Origin of the sequence: Agrobacterium vitis (assembly GCF_037039395.1) — a bacterium.
Taxonomy (GTDB): domain Bacteria; phylum Pseudomonadota; class Alphaproteobacteria; order Rhizobiales; family Rhizobiaceae; genus Allorhizobium; species Allorhizobium vitis_E.
In genome coordinates, this window is the sequence record NZ_CP146242.1 from 3753294 (window position 1) to 3775328 (window position 22035).

Below are 22035 nucleotides of genomic sequence, written 5' to 3' on the forward strand. Positions count from 1 at the left end.
GGGTCAGCGATCCGGAACGAAAGGCTTTCCCAGAGAAGCGGGCGTATTGATCAGCGTTGTGCGCCGATTATGCGAAATCGCGATCAAAACGACAATGGTTGCAGCATAAGGAAGTGCTGATAAAAACTGCGACGGCAAGCCGATGCCGAAAGCCTGCGCATGTAGCTGGCCAATTGTGACCGCCCCGAACAGATAGCCACCCGCCAGCACACGCCCCGGCCGCCAGGAGGCAAACACCACCAGCGCCAGCGCGATCCAGCCACGCCCGGCCGACATGTTTTCCACCCATTGCGGCGTATAGACCAGCGACAATTGCGCCCCGGCCAGACCGGAACAGGCACCGCCGAACATCACCGCCAGATAGCGGGTGCGGATGACTTTCAGCCCCAATGTATGCGCAGAGGCGGGACTATCGCCCACCGCCCGCAGCATCAGCCCGGCCCGGCTTTTGAACAGGAACCAGTGGACGCCAATGACAAGGACAATCGCCAGATAGAAGATCAGATCCTGCCGAAACAGGAGAGAGCCGATGACCGGAATATCCGACAGCAGCGGAAATTCGATAGGCTGAAGCTTGACGCCGGGCTTGCCGACAAAGCTCTCCCCTAACTGGCCGGAGACGCCAAGCCCCAGAATGGTCAGCGCCAGCCCGGTCGCAACCTGGTTGGTGACCAGTGTCAGCGTCAAAAATCCAAACAGCAGGGAAAAGGCAGCGCCCGCGACAATCCCGGCCACCACGCCCAGCAGCGGCGATCCGGTGGAATAGGCAGTGGCGAAGGCGGCGACCGCTCCCATGACCATCATGCCTTCGACGCCAAGATTGAGCACACCGGCGCGCTCGGTGACAAGCTCGCCAAGGGCCGCGATAACCAGCGGCGTCGAGGCCGTAATAACTGTCAGAAGAATGGCTTCGAGGATCATTTCGCACCCTCTGCAACAGAGGAGCGGGTTTTGGAGAACACCAGCCGGATTTTATAATAAATCAACGTGTCACAGGAGAGCACGAAAAACAGCAACAGGCCCTGAAACACCCGCGCCACCTTATCCGAAACGCCGATCGCCAGTTGCGCGCCCTCGCCGCCCAGATAGGTCAGCGCCAGAACCAAGCCCGCGAGGATGATCCCAAGCGGATTAAGCCTGCCCAGGAAGGCGACGATGATTGCCGTAAAACCGTAACCGGGCGAAATCGACGGCTGCAAGTGATTGATCGAACCAGACACCTCCGAAATCCCGGCAAGACCAGCCAGCGCGCCGGAAAACAGCATGGAAAACCACACCATGCCCCTGGAGGAAAACCCGGCAAACCGCCCTGCCCGTTCCGACTGGCCAAGCACGACGATTTCAAAGCCCTTCAGCGTGTAACGCATCATCAACCAAACGCCGACAGCCGCAATCAGGGCAAAGACAAAGCCCCAATGCGCACGTCCTGATTCCTCCCAGATGGCAGGCAGAATGCCCTCCGTGACAAACTCACGTGTCTGGGGAAAATTGAAGCCTTGCGGGTCGCGCCAGGGGCCGCGCACCAGATAATCCAGAATGAACTGGGCAATATAGACCAGCATCAGGCTGGTGAGAATTTCATTGGTGTTGAAGCGGGTTTTCAGCAATGCCGGGATGGCGGCGTAAAGCGCACCGCCAATCATGCCCATCACCATCATCAGCGGCAAAAGCAGCGGCGATTGCCATTCGTAAAAGATCACCGGAATGATCGAGCCGCAAATCGCCCCAACCGTAAACTGGCCTTCCGCGCCGATATTCCAATTGTTGGAGCGATAACAGACCGACAGGCCGACGGCGATCAGGATCAGCGGCGCTGCCTTAATCGCCAACTCATGCAGCGACCAGACCTCGGTGAGCGGCGCGATAAAAAAGCTGTAAAGCGCAAAGAACGGGTCCTTGCCCAAGGCTGCAAACATCAACCCGCCGAACAGCAGCGTCAAAGCCAGCGCCAGCACCGGCGAAACCAGCGTAAACAGTCCCGAAGCGCGGGCGCGCTTTTCCAGTTCAATGCGCATCGGCGCTCTCCAGACCATGCAAACCGCCCATCAGCAACCCGATCTTCTCGCGGTTCATCATGCCGCTTGGATAGACTTTCGACAGCCTGCCCTCCGAAATCGCCGCAATTGACGTCGAGACTTCGAAAATCTCGTCCAGATCCTGGCTGATGATCACCACCGCCGAGCCTTGCGCCGCAAGATCGATCAGAGCCTGGCGAATGCGGCTGGCCGCACCCGCATCCACACCCCAGGTCGGCTGGTTGACGACCAGCACCGCCGGTTTGCGGTCAAGCTCGCGCCCAACAATGAATTTTTGCAGGTTGCCGCCCGAAAGCGATCCGGCGGAAGGGTCCTCGCCACTCTTGCGTACATCCATCGCCTCACAAATCTGCCGGGCGGACGACTTGATGGCACTGTGGCGGATCAACCCGAACAGGCCGGAAACATAGCGGCCACGATCCGAACGATGCCGCGCCAACAGCAGATTGTCCGACAGCGAAAGGCCGGTAACAGCCGCATGGCCATGCCGCTCTTCCGGCACGAACCCCGCGCCGATCAACCGGCGCCGGTTGATACCGAAGCGCCCGACCGGCTGGCCGCAGAGCTGGATGGCCTGATGGTCGCGCACGGTATATTCGCCCGACAGCACATCGAACAATTCGCTCTGGCCATTACCGGCCACGCCTGCCAATCCAAGGATTTCACCGGCACGCACATTCAGCGACACATCCTTCAACGCCATGGAAAACGGCGTGCGTGCATCGACGCTGAGATGGCTGATGGTGAGTAGGTCCGCACCAACAGGAGCCGCGATATCCGGCGTCACACCAATGACATCAGCGCCCACCATCATTCGCGCCAGCGTCGCCGGGGTTTCCTGGCGTGGATCGCAGGTGCCTGTCACCTTGCCGTGGCGTAAAACCGTGGCACGGTCACAAATGCGCTGCACTTCTTCCAACCGGTGGCTGATATAGAGCACCGAGCGCCCTTCAGCCCGCAGCTTTTCAAGCGTTTCAAACAGCTTGTCGGCCTCCTGCGGGGTCAGCACCGAGGTCGGCTCGTCGAGAATGATCAGTTTCGGATTTTGCAACAATGCCCGGACGATTTCGATTCGCTGGCGCTCGCCAACCGACAGATCCGCGACATGGGCTGAAGGATCGAGCGGCAAACCGTAAGACAACGATAACGTCCGCGCCTGTTCGGAGATTTCGCCAATCGAGACCGATCGATCCAGGGACAAGGCGATGTTCTCAGCCACGGTTAGCGCTTCAAACAGCGAAAAATGCTGGAAGACCATACCGATGCCAAGTCGGCGGGCCTCCGCCGGCGACGCGACCTCGACAGGGCCTTGATGATTCCAATGGATCTCACCAGCGCTTGGCGTCAACACACCAAACAACATTTTGACCAAGGTGGACTTGCCCGCGCCGTTTTCACCCAGCAGGGCATGAATTTCACCGGGAAGAATGTCGAGATCGATGCCATCGCAGGCGGCAAACGTGCCGAATCGTTTCGTCAGGCTGCGAACCGAAAGCAGCGGAGATGGCGCTACTTCTTTGCTATAAGACACTCGACCCCCTTGCTCCGCCTCGGTTCGGGACGAACACCCACAACGAGGAGACGAAACGGATACCTTAACTATTTCAACATCTTCACGTCATAGCCAGGCGTGAAGGATTGATTGCTGAACGTATTGATACCGGTTTTATTGCCGCTTACAACTACCGGAAAGGTTATTTTTTGGGTCTTGCCCGTTTTTAAGGCAGGGCATTGTTTTCAGCTACGCCCAAGCGACGGAAAAGCCTGGAGAATTCCACCAATGACATAGAGGTAAATGCCGCTGATAATGAAGGGGATGACCACGAAAGACGGCGTTTGAAAGTGCATCAGCAAAGCCGCGCCACCCAATCCACACCACAGGAAGAACACCGCCAGATTAAGCGGTCGCAGCCGCTTGACCCGGACGGGATGCAGGAAGCTGATCGGCAGGAAGGTCAGCGCTACGGAAATGCCGACCACAATCATCGCGGTCATTGCCGAGGCATCGATAACGAACAGGGTAAAAACGATCATATTCCACACGACTGGAAAGCCGGAGAAGAAATATTCGTCGGTTTTCATGCCCATATCGGCATAGTAGATGGCGCTGGACACCACGATCATTCCGGCAGCGACGAAGGACCAGGGCTGGCCGATCATACCGCTCTGATAGAGCGCAAACGCAGGAAGCAGGACATAGGTGACATAATCGATAATGTTATCGAGCGTATCGCCAGACCAATTGGGCAGGACTTCCTTGACCTTGACCTTGCGGGCAATCGGCCCATCGATGCCATCCACGGCCAGCGCCAGGCCAAGCCACCAGAACATGTCCACAAAACGATGCTCCGCTGCAGCGACGACCCCCAGGAAGGCCAGGAACGAGCCGGAGGCTGTCAGAATATGCACGGAAAACGCGCGCATCTCTGCATAGGGTACACGCTTATAGTTGAAAATCTTCATAATCCGCCGGTAGAAACCCCTTTGATCGGTTGGGGGATATTCTCTGAATCTGCCCCAAATGCAACCTTTCATCCAGGCTTTACCCGTTTTCCAGCGCCACGCCGCGACACATCGTCATTCGGTTGCGACACACAAGCCCATGGATTTTCAGCGTCAGACACCCTATTTTGCAGATGAATGCATGAAGGAGCAGACGATGGAAACGGTCGATGTCACGGTAATTGGCGCAGGTCTGGCTGGGTCGGTCGCGGCACTGGCACTGGCCCGGCGCGGGCGCAAGGTAACGTTGATTGCCGGAGATACCCGCCCGAAAGATCGCCGCACCACGGCGCTGATGGATCAATCGATCCGCTTTCTCGACCGTCTCGGCCTCTGGGAAGACCTCAAATCCCAAGGTGAAGCGCTGTCGACCATGCAGATCATCGATGGCACCCAGCGGCTGCTGCGCGCGCCGCCCGTCGCCTTTCGCAGTTCTGAAATCGGGTTGGCCGCCTTCGGCTATAATTTTGAAAACAGCGATCTTCTCGATGTGTTTGACGCTGCCCTGGCGCAAGAACCCAACCTTACCGTTTTGCATCAACAGGCTGCCTCCATCGATTTCACCCAGCTCAATGCCCGGGTAACGCTTGCCGATAAAACCGTTATCGAATGCGATCTGGTGGTCGGTGCCGATGGCCGGCACTCGATGACGCGCGGGGCGGCGGATGTGGCGGTGCGGACCTGGTCCTATCCGCAGACCGCTGTGGTGTTGAATTTTACCCATGCCCTGCCCCACAACAATGTCTCGACCGAATTTCATACGGAAACCGGGCCTTTCACCCAGGTGCCGCTCAAGGGCAATCGTTCCAGCCTGGTCTGGGTGGTGGAGCCTGCGGAAGCAGCGCGGTTGACATCCTTGCCGCTCGAAGACCTCAGCGCTCTGGTTGAAATGCGCATGCAGTCGCTGCTGGGCCAAGTCACGGTTGAGGCACCGGCCCAGGCCTGGCCGCTTTCGGGCATGAGCGCCAACCGCTACGGCAAGGGTCGCGCCGTTTTCATCGGCGAGGCTGCGCATGCCTTCCCGCCCATCGGCGCACAAGGCCTCAATCTCAGCCTGCGCGACATCATGGCGCTGGAAGATCTTGTCGGGCATGAGCCGCAAAAGCCGCTCGGCGCGACGCTTGGCGACCGATTCGACCGCCGCCGCAAGGTCGATGTCTGGAGCCGCACTGCCAGCGTCGATCTTCTGAACCGGTCGCTGCTGTCGTCCTTCCTGCCGGTGCAAATGGTGCGCGCCGCTGGAATTCACCTTCTCTCAAACCTGTCGCCGCTGCGCCATTTTGCCATGCGCGAGGGCGTTGCACCGGGCCGTGGCTTCGGCGCGTTTCCGCAGATGATCCGCGACAAGATCAAATCGCGGTTCTGAACTGCGATATGACCGATCCCCGCTTATCCGATCCGTGACAGGATCGGAAAGCTCTGCTGAAACCAGATCGCCAGATCGGACACAAAACCGAATATGAAGGCAAGCCCGGTTGCGACCAGAAGCAGCCCCATGAGCTTTTCCACCAGACCGAGATGTCGGCGAAACCGGGTGAGAAACCGCATGAAAGCGCCTGAAAAGCCAGCGGCAATCCAAAAGGGAATGGCAAGTCCCAGCGAATAGACCGCCAGCAGCACCGCACCCTGTCCGACCGTATCGCGGGCCGCCGCAACCGCAAGGATGGCGCCCAGCACAGGGCCGATGCAGGGCGTCCAGCCAAAGGCAAAGGCCAGCCCCATCACATAGGCCCCTGTCAGGGTCGCAGGCTTGCCGCCGCCTGAAAAGCGCATTTCTCGGGCCAGCAGGCCGATGCGAAACAGGCCCAGAAAATTCAAACCCATGACGATGATGATCAAGCCGCCGATCTTCGACAGCAGATCGAGATGCTGACGCAACATCATGCCGATGGAGGAAGCGCCCGCCCCGAGCGCCACGAAGACTGTGGCAAAGCCCAGGGTGAAACACAGGGCCGAAAAAATCACCGCCGAGCGCGCCCGCCGATCGACCGCCACTGCCTCGCCGCGAAACTGCTCGACGCTGACCCCCGCCATATAGCAGAGGTAAGGCGGCACCAGCGGCAAAACACAGGGCGAGAGAAAGGACAGGGTCCCGGCCACAAGCGCCGTCAGAAATGGAATTTCAGCAATCGTCACAATGTCCTCACCGCCCGGCACCAAATTCTAGAGCATCGTGCAGAAAATCAGAATCAGCAGGATGCTCTTAGTTTTAGTTTACGCATCGGAGTTGTCCGAAAACCGGTTCCCACTTTTCGGTCCGATGCTCTATGTTTTAGTTTACGCATCGGAGTTGTCCGAAAACCGGTTCTTAACTTTCGGTCCAATGCTCTAGCGGTGTGGTAGCCCCGATGACAATGACGTGCCAATCACCTTTTTGCCAAAGCCATAAAAACCTCTGGTGAAAATGTGAAAAAAGCTGTTTTTTTGGGTTGACCGAAAACACCGCCCTGCATATGGTCCGCGCACTTCCAGAGGGGCATTTGCTCCGCTTCGGGAGCGCGTAGCTCAGCCGGTAGAGCAACTGACTTTTAATCAGTAGGTCCAGGGTTCGAATCCCTGCGCGCTCACCACTTTCCTAGAAGATATATCACATCATCTTGGCCCCCGAAGGGGTTAAAACTCGCCCGCTACCTCTCTGCGCCTGAGGTCGAGTTCTTCGCTATAGCGGCGAAGCGTGTGGCTTTCGGTCAGCAAGCCGATGGGACGGTTCTGGACGCGGTCGTTCATCACGGCCAGCGCTTCGCTCTGGGTGGAATCAAAGATGGCGGCGGCCTGTTTGACGTTCATGGTCGGCAAAAGCACATCCTTGGTATAGCGCAGATAGGTTTCCAGGCTGCGGCTCTCATCCTCGCGGTCCATTGGATCGGCATAGATTTCCGGCAGAAGCACGATACCGGCATAGCGGCCGTCGTCATTGACCATGATCACTCGCTGGGTCGAGCCCAATGGAAATTGCTTGCAGAATTCCTCAAGCCCCATGGAGAGCTTGGCGGTGCGGACATCGGCGCGCATCATCTTGGCCACAGTCAGGTCACGTATCCAGCCGACATCCTGGGCGCTGCGAATGGTTTCCCCGCGCAAGTGAAAACGCCATGTGGCGAAGGAATAGCCGAAGGACACCCGCACCACCAGCGAGGTGGTGATGACGGAAGCAAGCACCAGCGCGGTGATTGGAAAGTCGCCGGTCAATTCCAGAGCCAGGAAGGTCATGGTCAGCGGTCCACCAATGACGGCGGCGGCAAAGGCGCTCATGCCGACCACGGCATAGATCACCGGCGTCAGTGTCACCGCCGGAAACAGCATGGCCCCGAAGGCAAAGATCTTGCCGAGCAGCGCGCCCATGAACAGCGAGGCGAAAAACAGGCCGCCACGAAAGCCGGAGCCAATGGAGACGGCGCTGGCAATGGATTTCAGCACGAACAGCAGCACCAGCGCATAAAGGCTGCTCTGGGTATTGAGGTTGATATGCAGCGCACCGTGGCCACCGGCCAGAACCTGCGGGGAGACCAGCGCCAGAAGGCCGATGATGATCCCGCCGATCATCGGCCTGAAGGGCTGGGAGATGAAGCTTTTTCGCGCGGTTTCCTCGATGAAGGATACGGCCTGCATGAGCACGATGCCAACGCCTGCGCAAACGATGCCGAGCATCACCGCGGGCAGGTAATCGATTGGGGTAATATTGCCAACCGCACCGATATCGATAGACAGGCCCTGCCCGCCGATCTGGCTGGTGACGATTTTTGCCACCAGCGCAGAGACGATCACCGGGGCAAGCGTCACGACCGTATAGGAGCCGATGATCAGTTCGACCGCGTAAAAGGCGCCGGTCAGCGGCGCATCGAAGGCCGCAGCAATGGCGCCAGCCGCCCCGCAGCCGACCAGCAGCCGCAAGTCACCGCGCCGCAGCTTCAGCTTCACGCCAAGCTTGGAGGCAAAGCCGGAGGCGATCTGGGTGTAACCCGCCTCCAGCCCGACCGAGGCCCCGAAGCCGTTGGAAATGATGTTCTGCACGCAAACGATGATGCTGTCGGTCAACGACAGCCGTCCGCCATGCAGTGCATTGGCCTCGATGGGGTCGACCATCGGCTTTTTACGGGTTTTGGACAGGATAAAGACAATAATGCCGAGGATGACACCGCCGATTATAGGGCCGCCCAGCACAATAGGTCCGGTAATGCCGCTGCCACTGAGCGTGCCTTCCACACCGAAAATCAGAAAATGCAGACTGGCGCTCAGGAAGCTGACCAGCGACACCAGCAAACCCGCGAGTATGCCTATAATGGCGGCCAGCACCACCAGACCCAGTTCGCCACGCCGTAGCAGTGCCTGAAGCCGGGATGCTTTCAGATTGTTGAGAAAGCTGGCCGTGCTGGGAGATTGAAAGGGCTTGTTCAACATCGTCTATCCTGGCCCGCGCCATGTTTTCGAGAAATCAGGCCGACAGCGTGACCTCGAATTGCATCTGGTCATAGGCCGGCTCGACATCATCAGGCGTTTCGCGCAGGACGGTGTCGTAATCGAGCGGAATATGCATATGGGTCAATATCGCCCGCTTCGGGGCAAGCCTGTCGATCCAGGCGAGCGATTGCGAGAGCGACAGATGGCTCGGATGCTCCCTATATTGCAGGGCATCGATAACAAGCACATCCAGCCCAGCTAGGCGAGGCACGGTTTTCTCGGGAAAATCGCTGACATCGCTGCAATAGGCGATATCGCCGATGCGAAAGCCGAGTGACATAATGTCTCCATGCCGCTGTTCCAGCGGCAGGAGCGCGATGCGGCCGCCCGCGCCATCGATCTCGACCGGACGGTCCATGTCCTCGATGAGATGCGGCCGCACGATGGGTGGATAATTGCTACCATCAGGGGTCTTCAGGCAATAGCCGAACCCCGACTCTATCCGGCGCATGGTCTCTGGATCGGCATAAATCGGAATGCGTCCGCGCTGCATCAAGGAATAGCCGCGAAGATCATCGATGCCGTGCAGATGGTCGGCATGGGCGTGGCTGTAGACGACGGCGTCCAACGATTGAACACCGGCACGGATCATCTGCTCACGAAAATCCGGGCCGGTATCGACCAGAACCACCGTCTTGCCGCCATCCGGGCCGATCTGCTCGATCAGGAAAGACGCGCGTGTGCGCCGGTTTTTCGGGTTTGAAGGATCGCAGTCTCCCCAGTCACCATTGATCCGCGGCACGCCCGGCGACGATGAGCACCCCAAAATGGTGAAGCGGCGGAGATAGGTCATCGGTCACTCAAAGCCTTGGCATTTTCGAAAACAGACGCAATGCATTATCCGTGGTGATCGCGGCGATGTCCGCGTAGCTGACACCCTTGACCTCGGCCAGCACCTCCGCCGTATTGACGACATAGGAGGGTTCGTTGCGCTTTCCACGCCAGCGCTTCGGCGCAAGGTAAGGCGCGTCGGTCTCCACCAGCAGCCGATCCATCGGCAGATCCTTGGCGATATCGCGCAGCTCCTGCGATTTCGGAAAAGTCAGAATGCCGGAAAAGGAAATATAGCCGCCCAGCTCGACGCCGGTTTTCGCCAAAGCTTCGCCAGCCGAAAAGCAATGCAGAATGAAGGGAAACGCACCCTTGGCCGTCTTCTCGCGCAGGATCTGCGCCATGTCGTCATCGGCGCTGCGGCTATGGATCACCAGCGGCAATTGTGTGCGGCGCGACGCCTCGATATGACGCAGGAAGCCGGTTTTCTGGTCTTCTGGCGTCTGGGTATCGTAGAAGTAATCGAGGCCGCATTCGCCGATGGCAACGACTTTCTCATGCGCCTCGGCCAGCCGCACCAGATCATCAGCACCAATCTCCAGCTCTTCATTGGCGTTGTTGGGATGCGTGCCGACCGAGCAGAATACCGAAGGGTAGCGCTCGGTCAGCGCCAAAAGCGCCGGAAGCTTGGCGACGCGGGTGGAGATCGTCACCATCTGCTTGACGCCTGCGTCATGGGCGCGCTTCACCAGCGCGTCGCGCTCTTCTTCGAAATCGGCGAAATCCAGATGGCAATGGGTATCGATCAGCATCTATCAGGCCCTGTCTGCTGCTTTGTCTGCATCGGGAGCAACGTAGCGTGGGAAGACCGGTGAGACGGCAGGAAGCTCCGTTCCGGGCGTCAGGCGACCGGCCTTGCCCAGTTTGGCGAACACCCGATCATCGGGCGCAATAGCCACGAGATCAAGCAGCTTCGCTGCGCTGTCAGGCATGATCGGCTGGAACAGGATGGCAATCTGCCGCACCACTTCCGCCGTCACATACAGCACGGTTTCCATGCGCGGCACATCCGTCTTGCGCAGCACCCAAGGCGCCTGGGCGGCGAAATAGCGGTCGGCTTCGTTGACGATGTTCATGATTGCACCCACGGCCTTGTGGATCTGTTGGCGAGACATTTCCTCACGGCAAATGGCAATCGCTTCATCCGCCGTGGCGAGAATAGCCTCGTCGGCCTCGGTCAACGGGCCGGGCTGCGGCACCTTGCCGTCAAGATTCTTGGCGATCATCGACAGCGAACGGCTGGCGAGATTACCGATGCCGTTGGCAAGATCAGCATTGATACGCGGAGCAATAAGCTCAGCATTACAGTTTCCATCCTGCCCAAAAGAAATTTCGCGGCACAGGAAATAACGGACATTATCAAGACCGAACTGCTGCAACAGATCAAAGGGGTCAACCACATTCCCGAGCGATTTTGACATCTTCTCGCCCTTGTTCAGGACGAATCCGTGGGCGAAAATTCGCTTAGGCAACGCAACACCCGCCGACAGCAGGAAAGCCGGCCAGTAGACAGCGTGGAAGCGAATGATATCCTTACCGATGATATGGGCGTCTGCTGGCCAGTATTTGGCGCGCGGACCGTTTTCATCGGTCAGATAGCCGGTGGCGGTGATGTAATTGGTCAGCGCATCGACCCAGACATACATGACATGCTTGTCATCGCCGGGCACCTTGATGCCCCAGTCAAAGGTGGTGCGCGACATCGACAGGTCCTTGAGACCGGACTTGACGAAGGACAGCACCTCATTGCGGCGCTCATTGGGGCCAATGAAATCCGGTTGATCCTCATAGAGCTTCAGCAGCTTGTCTTCATAGGCTGAAAGACGGAAGAAATAGCTCTCCTCCTCCACCCATTCCACCGGCGTTCCCTGTGGCCCATAGCGAACGCCATCGGCGCGCACTTCAGTTTCGTCTTCGGCGTAATAGGCCTCGTCGCGCACCGAATACCAGCCTGCATAGCTGTCCTTATAGATATCGCCGTTCTTCTCCATCCGCTTCCAGATTTCCTGGCTGGCGGCGTGGTGGCGGGCTTCCGTGGTGCGGATGAAATCGTCGTTGGAGGCATTGAGCAGCTTGCCCATGGCGCGGAATTCGTCCGAATTACGCTTCGCCAGTTCCTCTGGCGCAATGCCTTCGTTGCGGGCGGTCTGCTGCATTTTCTGGCCATGCTCGTCGGTGCCGGTCAGGAAGAACACATCCTTGCCATCCAGCCGCTGGAAGCGCGCCATCGCATCGGTCGCGATCAGCTCATAGGCATGGCCGATATGCGGCTTGCCGTTCGGATAGGAAATGGCGGTGGTGATGTAGAACGTATCTTTCATGGGTCGGCCCTTGCAGTCCGCTTTATCGATCGGGAATGTCCGCCGCTCTTAGCGCATGTCGCCGCGTTGCGAAACAACAAGTTTCTCGACCACGCGCTTTGCGCATGCGGCCGCTGCCTTGACCGGCGTGCATTCCTTTCGCTAGATCGATGTCATCGGCCCTGTCCGAATCCGAGGAGGCGACGTTCTGACCGATTTTTCATTCGATCCAATGGTTTCGCTTTCAGGCTTTTTCGTCGGGGCTCTGGTCGGTATTACCGGCGTTGGCGGCGCCTCGCTGATGACGCCATTGATGGTGCTGCTGTTTGGCATTCATCCGGCAACCGCAGTGGGAACCGACCTTCTCTACGCGGCAATCACCAAAATGGCGGGTGCAGCCGTGCATCATCGCCACGGGCACATCCGCTGGCGGCTGGTCGGCCTGCTGGCGCTGGGCAGCATTCCGGCAACATCGGTGACGCTCTGGCTGATGAGCGGCGTCGACCGGAAAAGCGCCCATTCCACCGATCTCCTGACCACCAGCCTCGGCATCATGCTGATGATCACTGCACTCATCCTGCTGTTTCGCGATCTGCTGATGCGCTATGAAATCAACTGGCTTCAAGCCCATCGCAGCCCTAGCCCACGCACCATTGCAATCGGCACTGTCGTTCTTGGCCTAGTGCTGGGCACCGTCGTTACGCTGACTTCGGTTGGCGCTGGTGCCATTGGCGTGACCGTGCTGCTGTTTCTCTACCCACGTGCAGCCATCAACGATATCGTCGGCTCCGATATTGCTCACGCCATTCCGCTGACGCTGATCGGCGGTATCGGCTATTGGGTGATCGGCGACGTCAACTGGGTGCTGCTGGGCTCCTTGCTGATCGGCTCCATTCCAGGCATCGTCATGGGAAGTTATGCGGCACCACGCCTGCCGGAAAAGGCGGTAAGAATGATCCTCGCGGTTATTCTGGTCGTCGTCGCTGCAAAGCTGATCGCGCTATAGACCCCGATCAAGCTTATACAGCCGCGACCTCGCCAAGAATTTCCAGCAGCGTCTGCTTGCGGTCGAGGTTATAGGCCCCGGCCACGCCGAGCTTTTCGACGATGGCGCTGGAAAGCCGCGATAGCCGCTCGGCTCGCACAAGATCACCGGCCATGGCAACCTGGCGCGCATTGTCCATCAGGAATTCGGACAGATGTTCGATGAAAAAATGATAGATCACATCGCTGTCCTTGGCTGAAAGCGCATCGGCCAGCTTGTGCATCTGCTTTCGCGCCGCCGGGCCTTCACTGGCAAGGATCGCATTGAAGGCAGCGATGATTTCCATGCCGCCATAGTTGATCAGTTTCAACGCCTGCGACACGCTGCCCTTCGACAGATCGGAAAGCGCAGCCATCTGCTCAATCGGTGGCGAAACACCCAGATGCGCCAGCGCGCTGGCCAGATCGTTCACGCCAAGCGTTTGTAATTTCAGCGGCATGCAGCGTGAGCGAATGGTGGGTAAAAGCTTGCCAGGCGCGTGCGACAGGACCAGGAATAGCGACCGTTTCGGTGGCTCCTCCAGCACTTTCAAAATGGCATTGGCCGCATTGCGATTCATGTCGTCGGCGGGATCGAGAATAACGATGCGCCAATTGCCACCACCTGAGGTCTGGGAAAAGAAATGACCGGCCTTGCGGATTTCCTCCACCGTAATCGAGGCTTTTACCCTACCGGTCTTCTCATCCACCGGTCGGGCGATATGCAGGAGATTATGGGAGGCCCCGGACGCAATCTGCCGTCCGACCAGCGAGTTGGGGTCCGGATCGGCGAGGACGAAGGGCGCGCTGGCGGGGTCGGGATGCGACAGGACATGATGGGCAAAGCGGAAGGCCAGCGTTGCCTTGCCGATCCCTTCCGGCCCTTCGATCAGGATTGCATGATGCAGCTTGCCGGATTGGTAGGAACTGGCCAGAAACTGTTCCGCCGCGCCATGGCCAAACAGCCTGTCATTGGCAAAAGGCGCAATGGCGCCATCGAGAAGACCGGGCTTTTCCATCCTAGTGCCTTCCGTGGTTTTGAGGCAGGAGCGGCTTCACGGCAGCAAAAATCTCCTCGGCGATCTGCTCGATCCCGGCTCGTGCATCTACCACTCTGCAACGCGCAGGCTCGGCCCGCGCAATGGCCAAAAAAGCCTCGCGGCGGCGTTCGTGAATGGCGATTTCCTCTTTCTCGAAACGATCAGGTGCATCTTCCCCCAAAGCGCCCGCCCGGTTTTTGGCCCGCGCCAGTCCGATATTCGCCGGCAGATCCAAGATGATGGTCAGGTCCGGCACCACGCCGTCCACGGCAATTGCTTGCAGCCGCTCGATGAAGGCTGAAGAGAGATTGCCGGTCGCGCCCTGATAGACCCGCGAGGAATCCATGAAGCGATCGCAAAGGACTACATCACCCCGCAGCAGCGCCGGACGCAGCCGGGCTTCGACATGGTCATTGCGGGCGGCGGCAAACAGGATGGCTTCCATTTCCACCCCGAACGGCTCGGCGGCACCCGACAGCAGCACATGTCGCAAGGCCTCGGCACAGGGTGAACCACCCGGCTCACGGCTGGTGACAACGGCAAAGCCCAGTGGCTCCAGCGCGTTCGCCAGAAGCCTGATCTGAGTGGACTTGCCCGCCCCCTCGCCGCCTTCGAATGTTACGAATAATCCGCTGCCAACCGACACTGATCCGCTTTCTTTCCTGTTTAGAGCGTTTCCGGGCGGGAAACCGGTTTCCACTTTTCCCTGACAAACTCTAGAACCGCTGTGTAACGCAAGCTTGCGCCCTGGGAAACCTCTGTCGGCTCAAACCCAGGAAAACAGCAATTCCACCAGTGCGTCACGGGTGCGTTTGACCAGCGAGCCGAGCGTCGATGGTGACGCGGCCTGAAGCGGCATGTCGCGCAGGACCTTATCACCGAGCATGACCTTCAAATGCCCGACCTGCTGGCCCTGGGTGACGCCGGGCCGCAGCGGCCAGGGATAAATCACCTTGGCTTCCAGCTTATCGCTTGCGCCAACCGGCAGATAGACATCGACCGGCTGCGGCGAGACCAGCGGCACCTGTGCCGGTTCACCACCATAAACGCTGGCCTCGCCGATCACTTGCCCCGCCTCAAACAGGCGGCGCTTCTCAAAAGCGGAAAAGCCCCAGGCAAGCGCCTTTGCCGCATCCTCCTGCCGGGTCTTGTCACTTTCGCTGCCTGCCAGGCCCAGATAGAGCCGCACGCCATTCTGCTGCGCGGACGCGACGATGGAATAGCCCTCTCCTTCGGCAAACCCTGCTGCCAGGCCATCCACACCGGGTGACTGGCCGAGAAGCGGATTGCGATTGCGCTGGAAAATCTTGTTCCACTCGAAATCCGGCTGGGCATAAAGCGGGTAAAAATCCGGATAATTGGTCTTGAGCGCCTGCGCCAGCGTGATCATATCCTTCAGGCTGACTTTATTGCCGGGGTCGGGAAGACCGGTTGCATTGGCGAAATGGCTGTCCTTGAGGCCAAGCGCTGCCGCCCGCTCATTCATCAGCTTGACGAAACCCTGCTCCGATCCCGCCATGCCTTCGGCAAGGATAAGACAGGCATCATTGGCCATTTGCACCATAACGCCCTTCAGCAGCGCCTCCACCGGCACGCGCGAGCGCACAGCAGCAAACATCGTCGCCGTGCGCGACGGCGCGCCACCGGTGCGCCAGGCAAATTCGGAAACGGGAAAGTCCTGGGACAGCGTCAGGCGACCGGATTTAAGCGCATCGAGCACCACTTCCGCAACCATCATCTTGGAGAGAGAGGCCGAGGTGAAGGGCTGATCGCTGTTCTTTTCAAACAGCACGCTGCCAGTTTCCGCCTCGATCAGCAGGACCTGCTTGGCCTCGCTGGCATAGACGGCGGGGGTTGACGTGTCGGCTGCCGCCCCTTGCGCAAAGGCGCCGGTCTGGAGACCTATGCCGTAGAAAAGTGCTGCAAGCAGCACAAGCATCTTTCTATCGTATGATCCACCATACGCCCAGAAGCGCTTTGTGACCGGCAAGCCGATATGCATCGCCATCCTTCACCAACACTAGAGCATCGGACCGAAAAGTGGGAACCGGTTTTCGGATAACTCTGATGCGCAAACAAAAAAACTTAGAGAATCGTGCTGATCCAATTTTCAGCACGATACTCTAATATGCCGACCGCGAGAATCGCGACCGGAATATATAATGGATAGGTTTTATGGAGGAAGGCGTCTACCCTTGAAAGCGGCTAGAGCAAGGCTCGAACAAGCCTCACCCAGCGCCAGTTGGGATCAACCTTCATTGGGATTGGAATAGGCATTGGCTGTTACCGGAGCCGGGCCAACATGCCAGCCGGGCGGCAGGCCGCCATTGGACGGTGCAGCCACGGGCTTTTGACGGGTTGCGGTAGCCCGAACCGGCTGCGGTGCGACCACAGGCGCCATCTCCCGGCGAGCAACGCCGGTGCTGGCAGCATTGCGCGGCTGCGGCATCGGCTCGGCGGAGGCGATGGCCGGAGCCTGCCATTCGCGGGTCTGTTCTACGCGTGCAGGTTCAACGCGGGTCGGCTCTGGCCGCGATACGGCGACCGGCTGACGCTGGACCGGGCGCGGTGCATTGGCACTGGCGGAAGCCGGATAGGAGTTGCTGCCGTAAGCCGAGGCTGGCGCCGACGCAATAACCGGTTTTGCAGTTTTCGGCTGCGGTGCAGAGGCACTGGCCGGGCCTGCGAAACGACCGAAGAAATTCTGCTGCGGCGCATTCGACGCCACCATCACACCACTGGCGATCTGACCTCCACCGAAGGGATCGACGCCGGGAACGCGCTGGCCCTTGCGGACATAAGACGCCATCAGATAGGGCATGTCATGGCCGGTCATATCGGCTGGGCCGACATATTTGACCTTCACATGGGCCGTGCCGTGACCCTTGACGTCTAGGAGTTCGGCGGCCTTGTCGGAAAGGTCGATCAGGCGATTGGCGTGAAACGGGCCACGGTCATTGACGCGAACAATAACCGAACTCCCGGTATCGAGATTGGTGACGCGGGCATAGCTGGGCAATGGCATGGTCGGATGGGCGGCGGAAATACCATATTGGTCATAGACTTCGCCATTGGCGGTGTAGCGACCATGGAAAGCGGAGCCGTACCAGGAAGCAAGCCCGGAAGCTTCATAATTGGGGTTTTCGCGCGGCTTATAAACCTTGCCTGCCACCACGTAGGGGTTCCCGACCAGACGGCGACCGCCGCCTTTTGGCACAGGACCGTTTTCCACCACACGCGGGCTGGCCTTCACGCCATAGGCGGATTCGGCAAAATATTCCTTGCTGCGTTTCTTGGTCGTGCTGACCTTGCTCACATCATGGTTGGCGCCGCAGGACGTCACCGCCACGCCCGCCAGAACAACCCATGCCATCCGAAAACATCCGGACACTGAACGCCGCTGCAAAACCATTTTTACCGTCATCGCATCGACACACCAACCAGGACCGCGACGCGGCCATTGCAAACAATAAATGTCAAATTTCAGTCCCCCGAAATGACACAGGAATGTGCCACAATAGAGATGGGGATAAAATGGCGAAAATGCGATTATGGTTAAGGCGTTAGGAGGAATAGTTCGCGTTATGGTTAATGAAGGGTTAAGCGCAAGCCTTCAAATCGACAACCCTAACCATCATCAGGGAGCACGTCCTGCGCCTCCCGCGGTTATACCGACCGGGTCAGTCCACCATCCACTTTGAGATTTTGGCCGGTGATATAGCCCGCACCTTCGGATGCCAGGAAGGAGACGGTCGCGGCGATCTCGGCACTTGTGCCATATCGCTTCATCGGAACAGCATCCCGGCGCTCTTCGGTCGCGGGCAGGCTGTCGATCCAGCCCGGCAGAACATTGTTCATGCGAATATTGTCAGCAGCATAGGTATCCGCAAAAATCTTCGTATAGGCGGCAAGACCGGCGCGAAATACCGCCGAGGTCGGAAACATCGAAGAGGGCTCAAACGCCCAGGCGGTGGAAATATTGATGATGGCGCCCGATTTTTGCGCCTGCATGATCGGTGTGACGAGACGGACAGGACGAACGACGTTCATCAGATAAACGTCCATGCCCATATGCCATTGCTCGTCAGTGATCTCAATGATCTGGGCGCGCGGACCGTGACCGGCGCTGTTGACCAGCACATCGATCCGACCCCAGGTGTCCATGCTGGTAGCGATCAGACGCGCCAGATCGTCATTGGATTGATTGGACCCTGTTACGCCAATACCACCAAGTTCCCCTGCCAGTGCCTCGCCCTTGCCGGAAGATGACAGGATGGCGACCTTGTAGCCATCGGCAGCAAGACGTCTGGCGCATTCTGCTCCCATGCCGCTTCCACCAGCCGTAACAACAGCAACTTTCTCTGCGGACATGATATCTCTCCCAAGGGCGAACCGGAAAATTATGCAGTCTATACGCTTGGTGAAACGCACAATGCCCTAACGCAGCCCACCGTGATCCGTTCGTGCGGCAGAAACACTGTCGCACGAAACTCGGTATCGACGATACAGCGCCGAAAATCAGCCGACGAATGCCCGCTCGATGACGAATTCGGCTGGCTTATTGTTCGCACCTTCTGTCAGCCCGGCCTTTTCCAGCAGCGCCTTGGTGTCCTTCAACATTGCTGTCGAGCCGCAGATCATTCCACGGTCAATGGCCGGGTCCAGCGCCGGGACGCCGAGGTCGGTAAACAGTTTGCCGCTTTCGATAAGGTCGGTGATCCGGCCCATGAAGGGATAGTCTTCGCGGGTGGCGGTGGCGTAATGCTTCAGCTTGTCGCCGACGATTTCGCTCAGCATCTCATCGGCCTTGATTTCGGAAATCAGGTCGAACCCATATTTCAGCTCGGCGACATCGCGGCAGGTATGCGTGAGGATGACTTCCTCGAACTTCTCATAGGTTTCCGGATCGCGGATCAGGCTGGCGAAGGGTGCAATGCCGGTGCCAGTCGAAAACATATAAAGCCGCTTGCCGGGCGTCAGCGCGTCCAGAACCAGGGTGCCGGTCGGCTTCTTGCGCATCAGCACCCGGTCCCCCGGCTGAATCCGCTGCAAATGCTGGGTCAGCGGGCCGTTCGGCACCTTGATCGAGAAGAATTCCAGTTCCTCATCCCAGGACGGGCTGGCGATGGAATAGGCGCGGTAGAGCGGCTTGCCCTCCACCATCAGGCCGATCATCGCGAACTCGCCCGACCGGAAGCGAAAACCGGCAGGCCGGGTCATCCGGAAGCGAAACAGGTGGTCGGTATAATGCGTCACGCTCAGCACCGTTTCGGCATAGACGCCTTCCGGGACGATCAGTTCGGCATTGTCGGTCTTTGCAGGAGCATTCATCAGCGTTCGGGTCCTTCAAATCTCACGTCGAACTGCCGCGCATCAGGGCGTGTTCGGTCATGCATTATCCGCCTTGGCGGGCCAATTACTGTAAAATCCCACGCATGACCAGAGGCCACACGCGGATGCGATCATAAACCGCAGCAGCGCACGCTTTCCGGGCGATAGAAAGCGTGCAACCGACAGTGAGGCGAGACGCGCAGCAAGGCCATTATTATCTTTCCTTAGAACAGACCGGCCTCAAGACGCAGACCGGCGGCGCCAGCTATAACCACCAACCTCAGCGGCTGGCCGGGCGGTTGGCTGATAGTGATTGGCAATCCCCGGCAGACGCCCCTCTTCCAGCCGTTTCACCGCCACCGCATTGGTCACGGCAAAGCTGTCGAAGCCGGTGCGCAGCATCAGCGGCACCTGATCGATCAGCACGTCGCCCACCGCCCGCAATTCGCCCTGATAACCAAGCCTGTCGCGCAGCAGCGAGGCGTGGCTGAAGCCACGGCCATCGTTATAGGCCGGAAACTTCACGGCAATGATGGCGATGCGATCGAGATGGGGTTTCAGCTTCATCACGTCATCGGCTGGCGCGATCACCACGCCGAGATCGACGGCATTGCTGTCTTCAGCCGCAGCGATAAAGGCGTCCAGCGGCAGAAGTACTTTCTGCCCCTCAGCCGCTTTCACCTCTTCGGTCTCCTCCAGCCAGATGTCCTGCGCGGCGAAACCGGTTTCGGTCCAGATACGGGTCATGATCGCGCTCCTCAGGCGGCTTCGGCGGATGCGCCGCCATACAGGGCTTCCTTGAAGGGCTTTGGCCCGACGCGGCGATAGGCATTGAGGAAGGTCTCCGACGGATCGAGCCGCAGCGCCAGATAGGTATCGACCACTGTCTCCACCGCGTCCGTCACCTTTTCCGGCTCGAAACCACGACCGATAATTTCCCCGATGGACGAGTTTTCATCACCCGATCCGCCCAGCGTGATCTGGTAAAGCTCCGCCCCCTTCTTTTCCACCCCCAAGAGACCGATATGGCCGACATGGTGATGGCCGCAGGCATTGATACAGCCGGAAATCTTGATTTTCAGCTCACCGATCTCCGCCTGCCGCGCCTGGGAGCCGAAGCGCGAGGAAATCGCCTGGGCTACCGGAATGGCGCGGGCATTGGCCAGCGCACAATAATCCAACCCGGGACAGGCAATAATGTCAGTGATCAGGCCCGCATTGGCGGTGGCAAGATTAGCACCTGATAGCGCCTGATAGAGGGCTGGCAGATCGGCCATCGCCACATGCGGCAGGATCAGGTTCTGCTCATGGCTGACGCGGATTTCGTCAAAGCCGTAGCGCTCGGCAAGATCCGCCACCAGATCCATCTGGGCGTCGCTGGCATCGCCGGGGATGCCCCCGATCGGCTTCAGCGAAATTGTCACCATGCCGTAATCGGGATGCTTGTGCGGCTGCACATTCTGCGCAAGCCAGGTGGCAAAACCGTCATCCGCCTTCTTGGCCTTGGCCAGAACTTCCCATCCTTCCGGGCGCTCAACCAGATCAGGCAGAGCAAAATAGCTCTCGATGGCGCGAATATCGGCATCGGGCAGTTTCAGCACACTGTCTTTCAGGTTTGCGAATTCCGCATCAATCTGGCGGGTCAGTTCTTCCGTGCCGGTTTCATGCACGAGGATCTTGATCCGCGCCTTGTATTTGTTGTCGCGCCGACCATGCAGATTATAAACCCGCACAATGGCGGTGATATAGGACAGCATATCCTCTTCGGGCAGGAAATCCTTGATCTTCTTGGCAATCATCGGGGTTCTGCCCTGACCGCCGCCGACATAGACGGCAAAGCCAAGATTTCCGCTCTCGTCCTTCTTCACATGCAAGCCGATATCATGCACCTGAATGGCAGCGCGGTCGCGCTCGGCCCCGGTCACGGCAATCTTGAACTTGCGCGGCAGGAAGGAAAACTCCGGGTGGACCGAAGACCATTGCCGCAGGATTTCAGCATAAGGGCGTGGATCGGCAACCTCGTCCTGCGCCGCACCGGCAAAATGGTCGGCGGTAACATTGCGGATACAGTTGCCGGAGGTCTGGATGGCGTGCATCTCGACGCTGGCCAGCTCTTGCAGAATATCGGGCGTGTCCGACAGTTTCGGCCAGTTATACTGGATGTTCTGCCGCGTGGTGAAATGACCATAACCACGGTCATATTTGCGCGCCACATGGGCCAGCATCCGCATCTGCTTGGCGTTCAGCGTTCCATAGGGAATGGCGACGCGCAGCATATAGGCGTGCAATTGCAGGTAAACGCCGTTCATCAGCCGAAGCGGCTTGAACGCATCTTCCGCCAATTCGCCGGACAAGCGGCGACCTACCTGATCGCGAAACTGGTCTACGCGGGCCGCAACAAAGGCGTGGTCGAATTCATCGTAACGATACATGTCTTTCCTCAGGCTCTAGAGTCGGTCAGGTTCAGATTGAACCAAACAGACTCTAGATCTTTTTTGTTTTCGTTTATCTTTC

Annotated in this window: 19 protein-coding genes and 1 tRNA gene; 3 read left to right on the forward strand and 17 right to left on the reverse strand. The window is 58.7% G+C overall.

Annotated elements, in window-relative coordinates; all coding sequences use genetic code 11:
• Positions 1-3 precede the first annotated feature (3 nt).
• The 4 genes from V6582_RS19905 to pcsA all read right to left on the reverse strand — a co-directional run bounded on the left by V6582_RS19905 (position 4) and on the right by pcsA (position 4499).
• The gene (locus tag V6582_RS19905) at positions 4-921 is read right to left on the reverse strand and encodes an ABC transporter permease (protein WP_156633290.1); all 918 of its coding nucleotides are present in this window, start codon (positions 919-921) and stop codon (positions 4-6) included.
• The gene (locus V6582_RS19910; protein ID WP_156633288.1) at positions 918-2015 is read right to left on the reverse strand and encodes an ABC transporter permease; all 1098 of its coding nucleotides are present in this window, start codon (positions 2013-2015) and stop codon (positions 918-920) included. Before V6582_RS19910 ends, V6582_RS19905 begins: the two co-directional genes overlap by 4 nt.
• Positions 2005-3567, reverse strand: coding sequence for an ABC transporter ATP-binding protein (locus V6582_RS19915; RefSeq protein WP_337739338.1), 1563 nt, complete (start codon positions 3565-3567; stop codon positions 2005-2007). The genes V6582_RS19910 and V6582_RS19915 overlap by 11 nt, the downstream gene beginning before the upstream one ends.
• Positions 3568-3773: 206 nt before the next feature.
• Positions 3774-4499: a phosphatidylcholine synthase gene (pcsA, locus tag V6582_RS19920; protein ID WP_156633286.1), complete on the reverse strand. Its 726-nt coding sequence runs from the start codon at positions 4497-4499 to the stop codon at positions 3774-3776.
• Positions 4500-4695: 196 nt separating this feature from the next.
• Between pcsA and V6582_RS19925 the strand changes: the two genes are divergently transcribed.
• The gene (locus tag V6582_RS19925) at positions 4696-5904 is read left to right on the forward strand and encodes a UbiH/UbiF family hydroxylase (RefSeq protein ID WP_156633394.1); all 1209 of its coding nucleotides are present in this window, start codon (positions 4696-4698) and stop codon (positions 5902-5904) included.
• A 23-nt stretch (positions 5905-5927) separates the two neighbouring features.
• On the opposite strand, the gene V6582_RS19930 is transcribed toward V6582_RS19925, so the two are convergent.
• A complete protein-coding gene (locus V6582_RS19930; RefSeq protein ID WP_337739337.1) occupies positions 5928-6674 on the reverse strand; it encodes a cytochrome c biogenesis CcdA family protein in 747 nt (248 codons plus the stop codon).
• Between the two features lie 358 nt (positions 6675-7032).
• Here V6582_RS19930 and V6582_RS19935 point away from each other — a divergent pair.
• Positions 7033-7108 (forward strand) — tRNA-Lys (locus tag V6582_RS19935).
• A 43-nt stretch (positions 7109-7151) separates the two neighbouring features.
• Here the strand turns inward: V6582_RS19935 and V6582_RS19940 are convergent.
• From V6582_RS19940 to metG, 4 genes are read right to left on the reverse strand one after another with little or no spacing between them, the layout of a single operon-like run.
• Complete coding sequence (locus tag V6582_RS19940) at positions 7152-8936, reverse strand: chloride channel protein (RefSeq protein ID WP_156633282.1); 1785 nt, start codon at positions 8934-8936, stop codon at positions 7152-7154.
• 34 nt (positions 8937-8970) lie between these two features.
• The gene (locus V6582_RS19945; protein ID WP_156633280.1) at positions 8971-9789 is read right to left on the reverse strand and encodes an MBL fold metallo-hydrolase; all 819 of its coding nucleotides are present in this window, start codon (positions 9787-9789) and stop codon (positions 8971-8973) included.
• A gap of 7 nt (positions 9790-9796) precedes the next feature.
• Positions 9797-10579, reverse strand: coding sequence for a TatD family hydrolase (locus V6582_RS19950; RefSeq protein ID WP_156633278.1), 783 nt, complete (start codon positions 10577-10579; stop codon positions 9797-9799).
• 3 nt (positions 10580-10582) lie between these two features.
• The gene (gene metG, locus V6582_RS19955; protein ID WP_156633276.1) at positions 10583-12148 is read right to left on the reverse strand and encodes a methionine--tRNA ligase; all 1566 of its coding nucleotides are present in this window, start codon (positions 12146-12148) and stop codon (positions 10583-10585) included.
• 211 nt (positions 12149-12359) lie between these two features.
• Here metG and V6582_RS19960 point away from each other — a divergent pair, with 211 nt between their 5' ends.
• Entirely contained in the window at positions 12360-13133 is a 774-nt protein-coding gene (locus V6582_RS19960) for a sulfite exporter TauE/SafE family protein (protein ID WP_156633274.1), read from the forward strand.
• A 13-nt stretch (positions 13134-13146) separates the two neighbouring features.
• Here the strand turns inward: V6582_RS19960 and V6582_RS19965 are convergent, their stop codons facing one another.
• From V6582_RS19965 to V6582_RS20000, 8 genes are all read right to left on the reverse strand, one after another.
• On the reverse strand, positions 13147-14169 hold the full coding sequence (locus V6582_RS19965) for a DNA polymerase III subunit delta' (protein ID WP_156633272.1): 1023 nt from the start codon (positions 14167-14169) through the stop codon (positions 13147-13149).
• A 1-nt stretch (position 14170) separates the two neighbouring features.
• Entirely contained in the window at positions 14171-14836 is a 666-nt protein-coding gene (gene tmk, locus V6582_RS19970; protein ID WP_337739336.1) for a dTMP kinase, read from the reverse strand.
• Between the two features lie 120 nt (positions 14837-14956).
• Positions 14957-16129 (reverse strand): D-alanyl-D-alanine carboxypeptidase family protein, encoded by a 1173-nt coding sequence (locus tag V6582_RS19975; RefSeq protein WP_234889781.1) that lies wholly within the window; start codon positions 16127-16129, stop codon positions 14957-14959.
• Between the two features lie 309 nt (positions 16130-16438).
• Complete coding sequence (locus V6582_RS19980; RefSeq protein ID WP_156633270.1) at positions 16439-17563, reverse strand: septal ring lytic transglycosylase RlpA family protein; 1125 nt, start codon at positions 17561-17563, stop codon at positions 16439-16441.
• Positions 17564-17856: 293 nt separating this feature from the next.
• Positions 17857-18561 (reverse strand): SDR family oxidoreductase, encoded by a 705-nt coding sequence (locus V6582_RS19985; protein ID WP_156633268.1) that lies wholly within the window; start codon positions 18559-18561, stop codon positions 17857-17859.
• Positions 18562-18708: 147 nt separating this feature from the next.
• Positions 18709-19521, reverse strand: coding sequence for a ferredoxin--NADP reductase (locus V6582_RS19990; protein WP_156633266.1), 813 nt, complete (start codon positions 19519-19521; stop codon positions 18709-18711).
• A gap of 240 nt (positions 19522-19761) precedes the next feature.
• Positions 19762-20268, reverse strand: coding sequence for a DUF934 domain-containing protein (locus V6582_RS19995; protein ID WP_156633265.1), 507 nt, complete (start codon positions 20266-20268; stop codon positions 19762-19764).
• 11 nt (positions 20269-20279) lie between these two features.
• Complete coding sequence (locus V6582_RS20000; RefSeq protein WP_156633263.1) at positions 20280-21953, reverse strand: nitrite/sulfite reductase; 1674 nt, start codon at positions 21951-21953, stop codon at positions 20280-20282.
• Positions 21954-22035 lie beyond the last annotated feature (82 nt).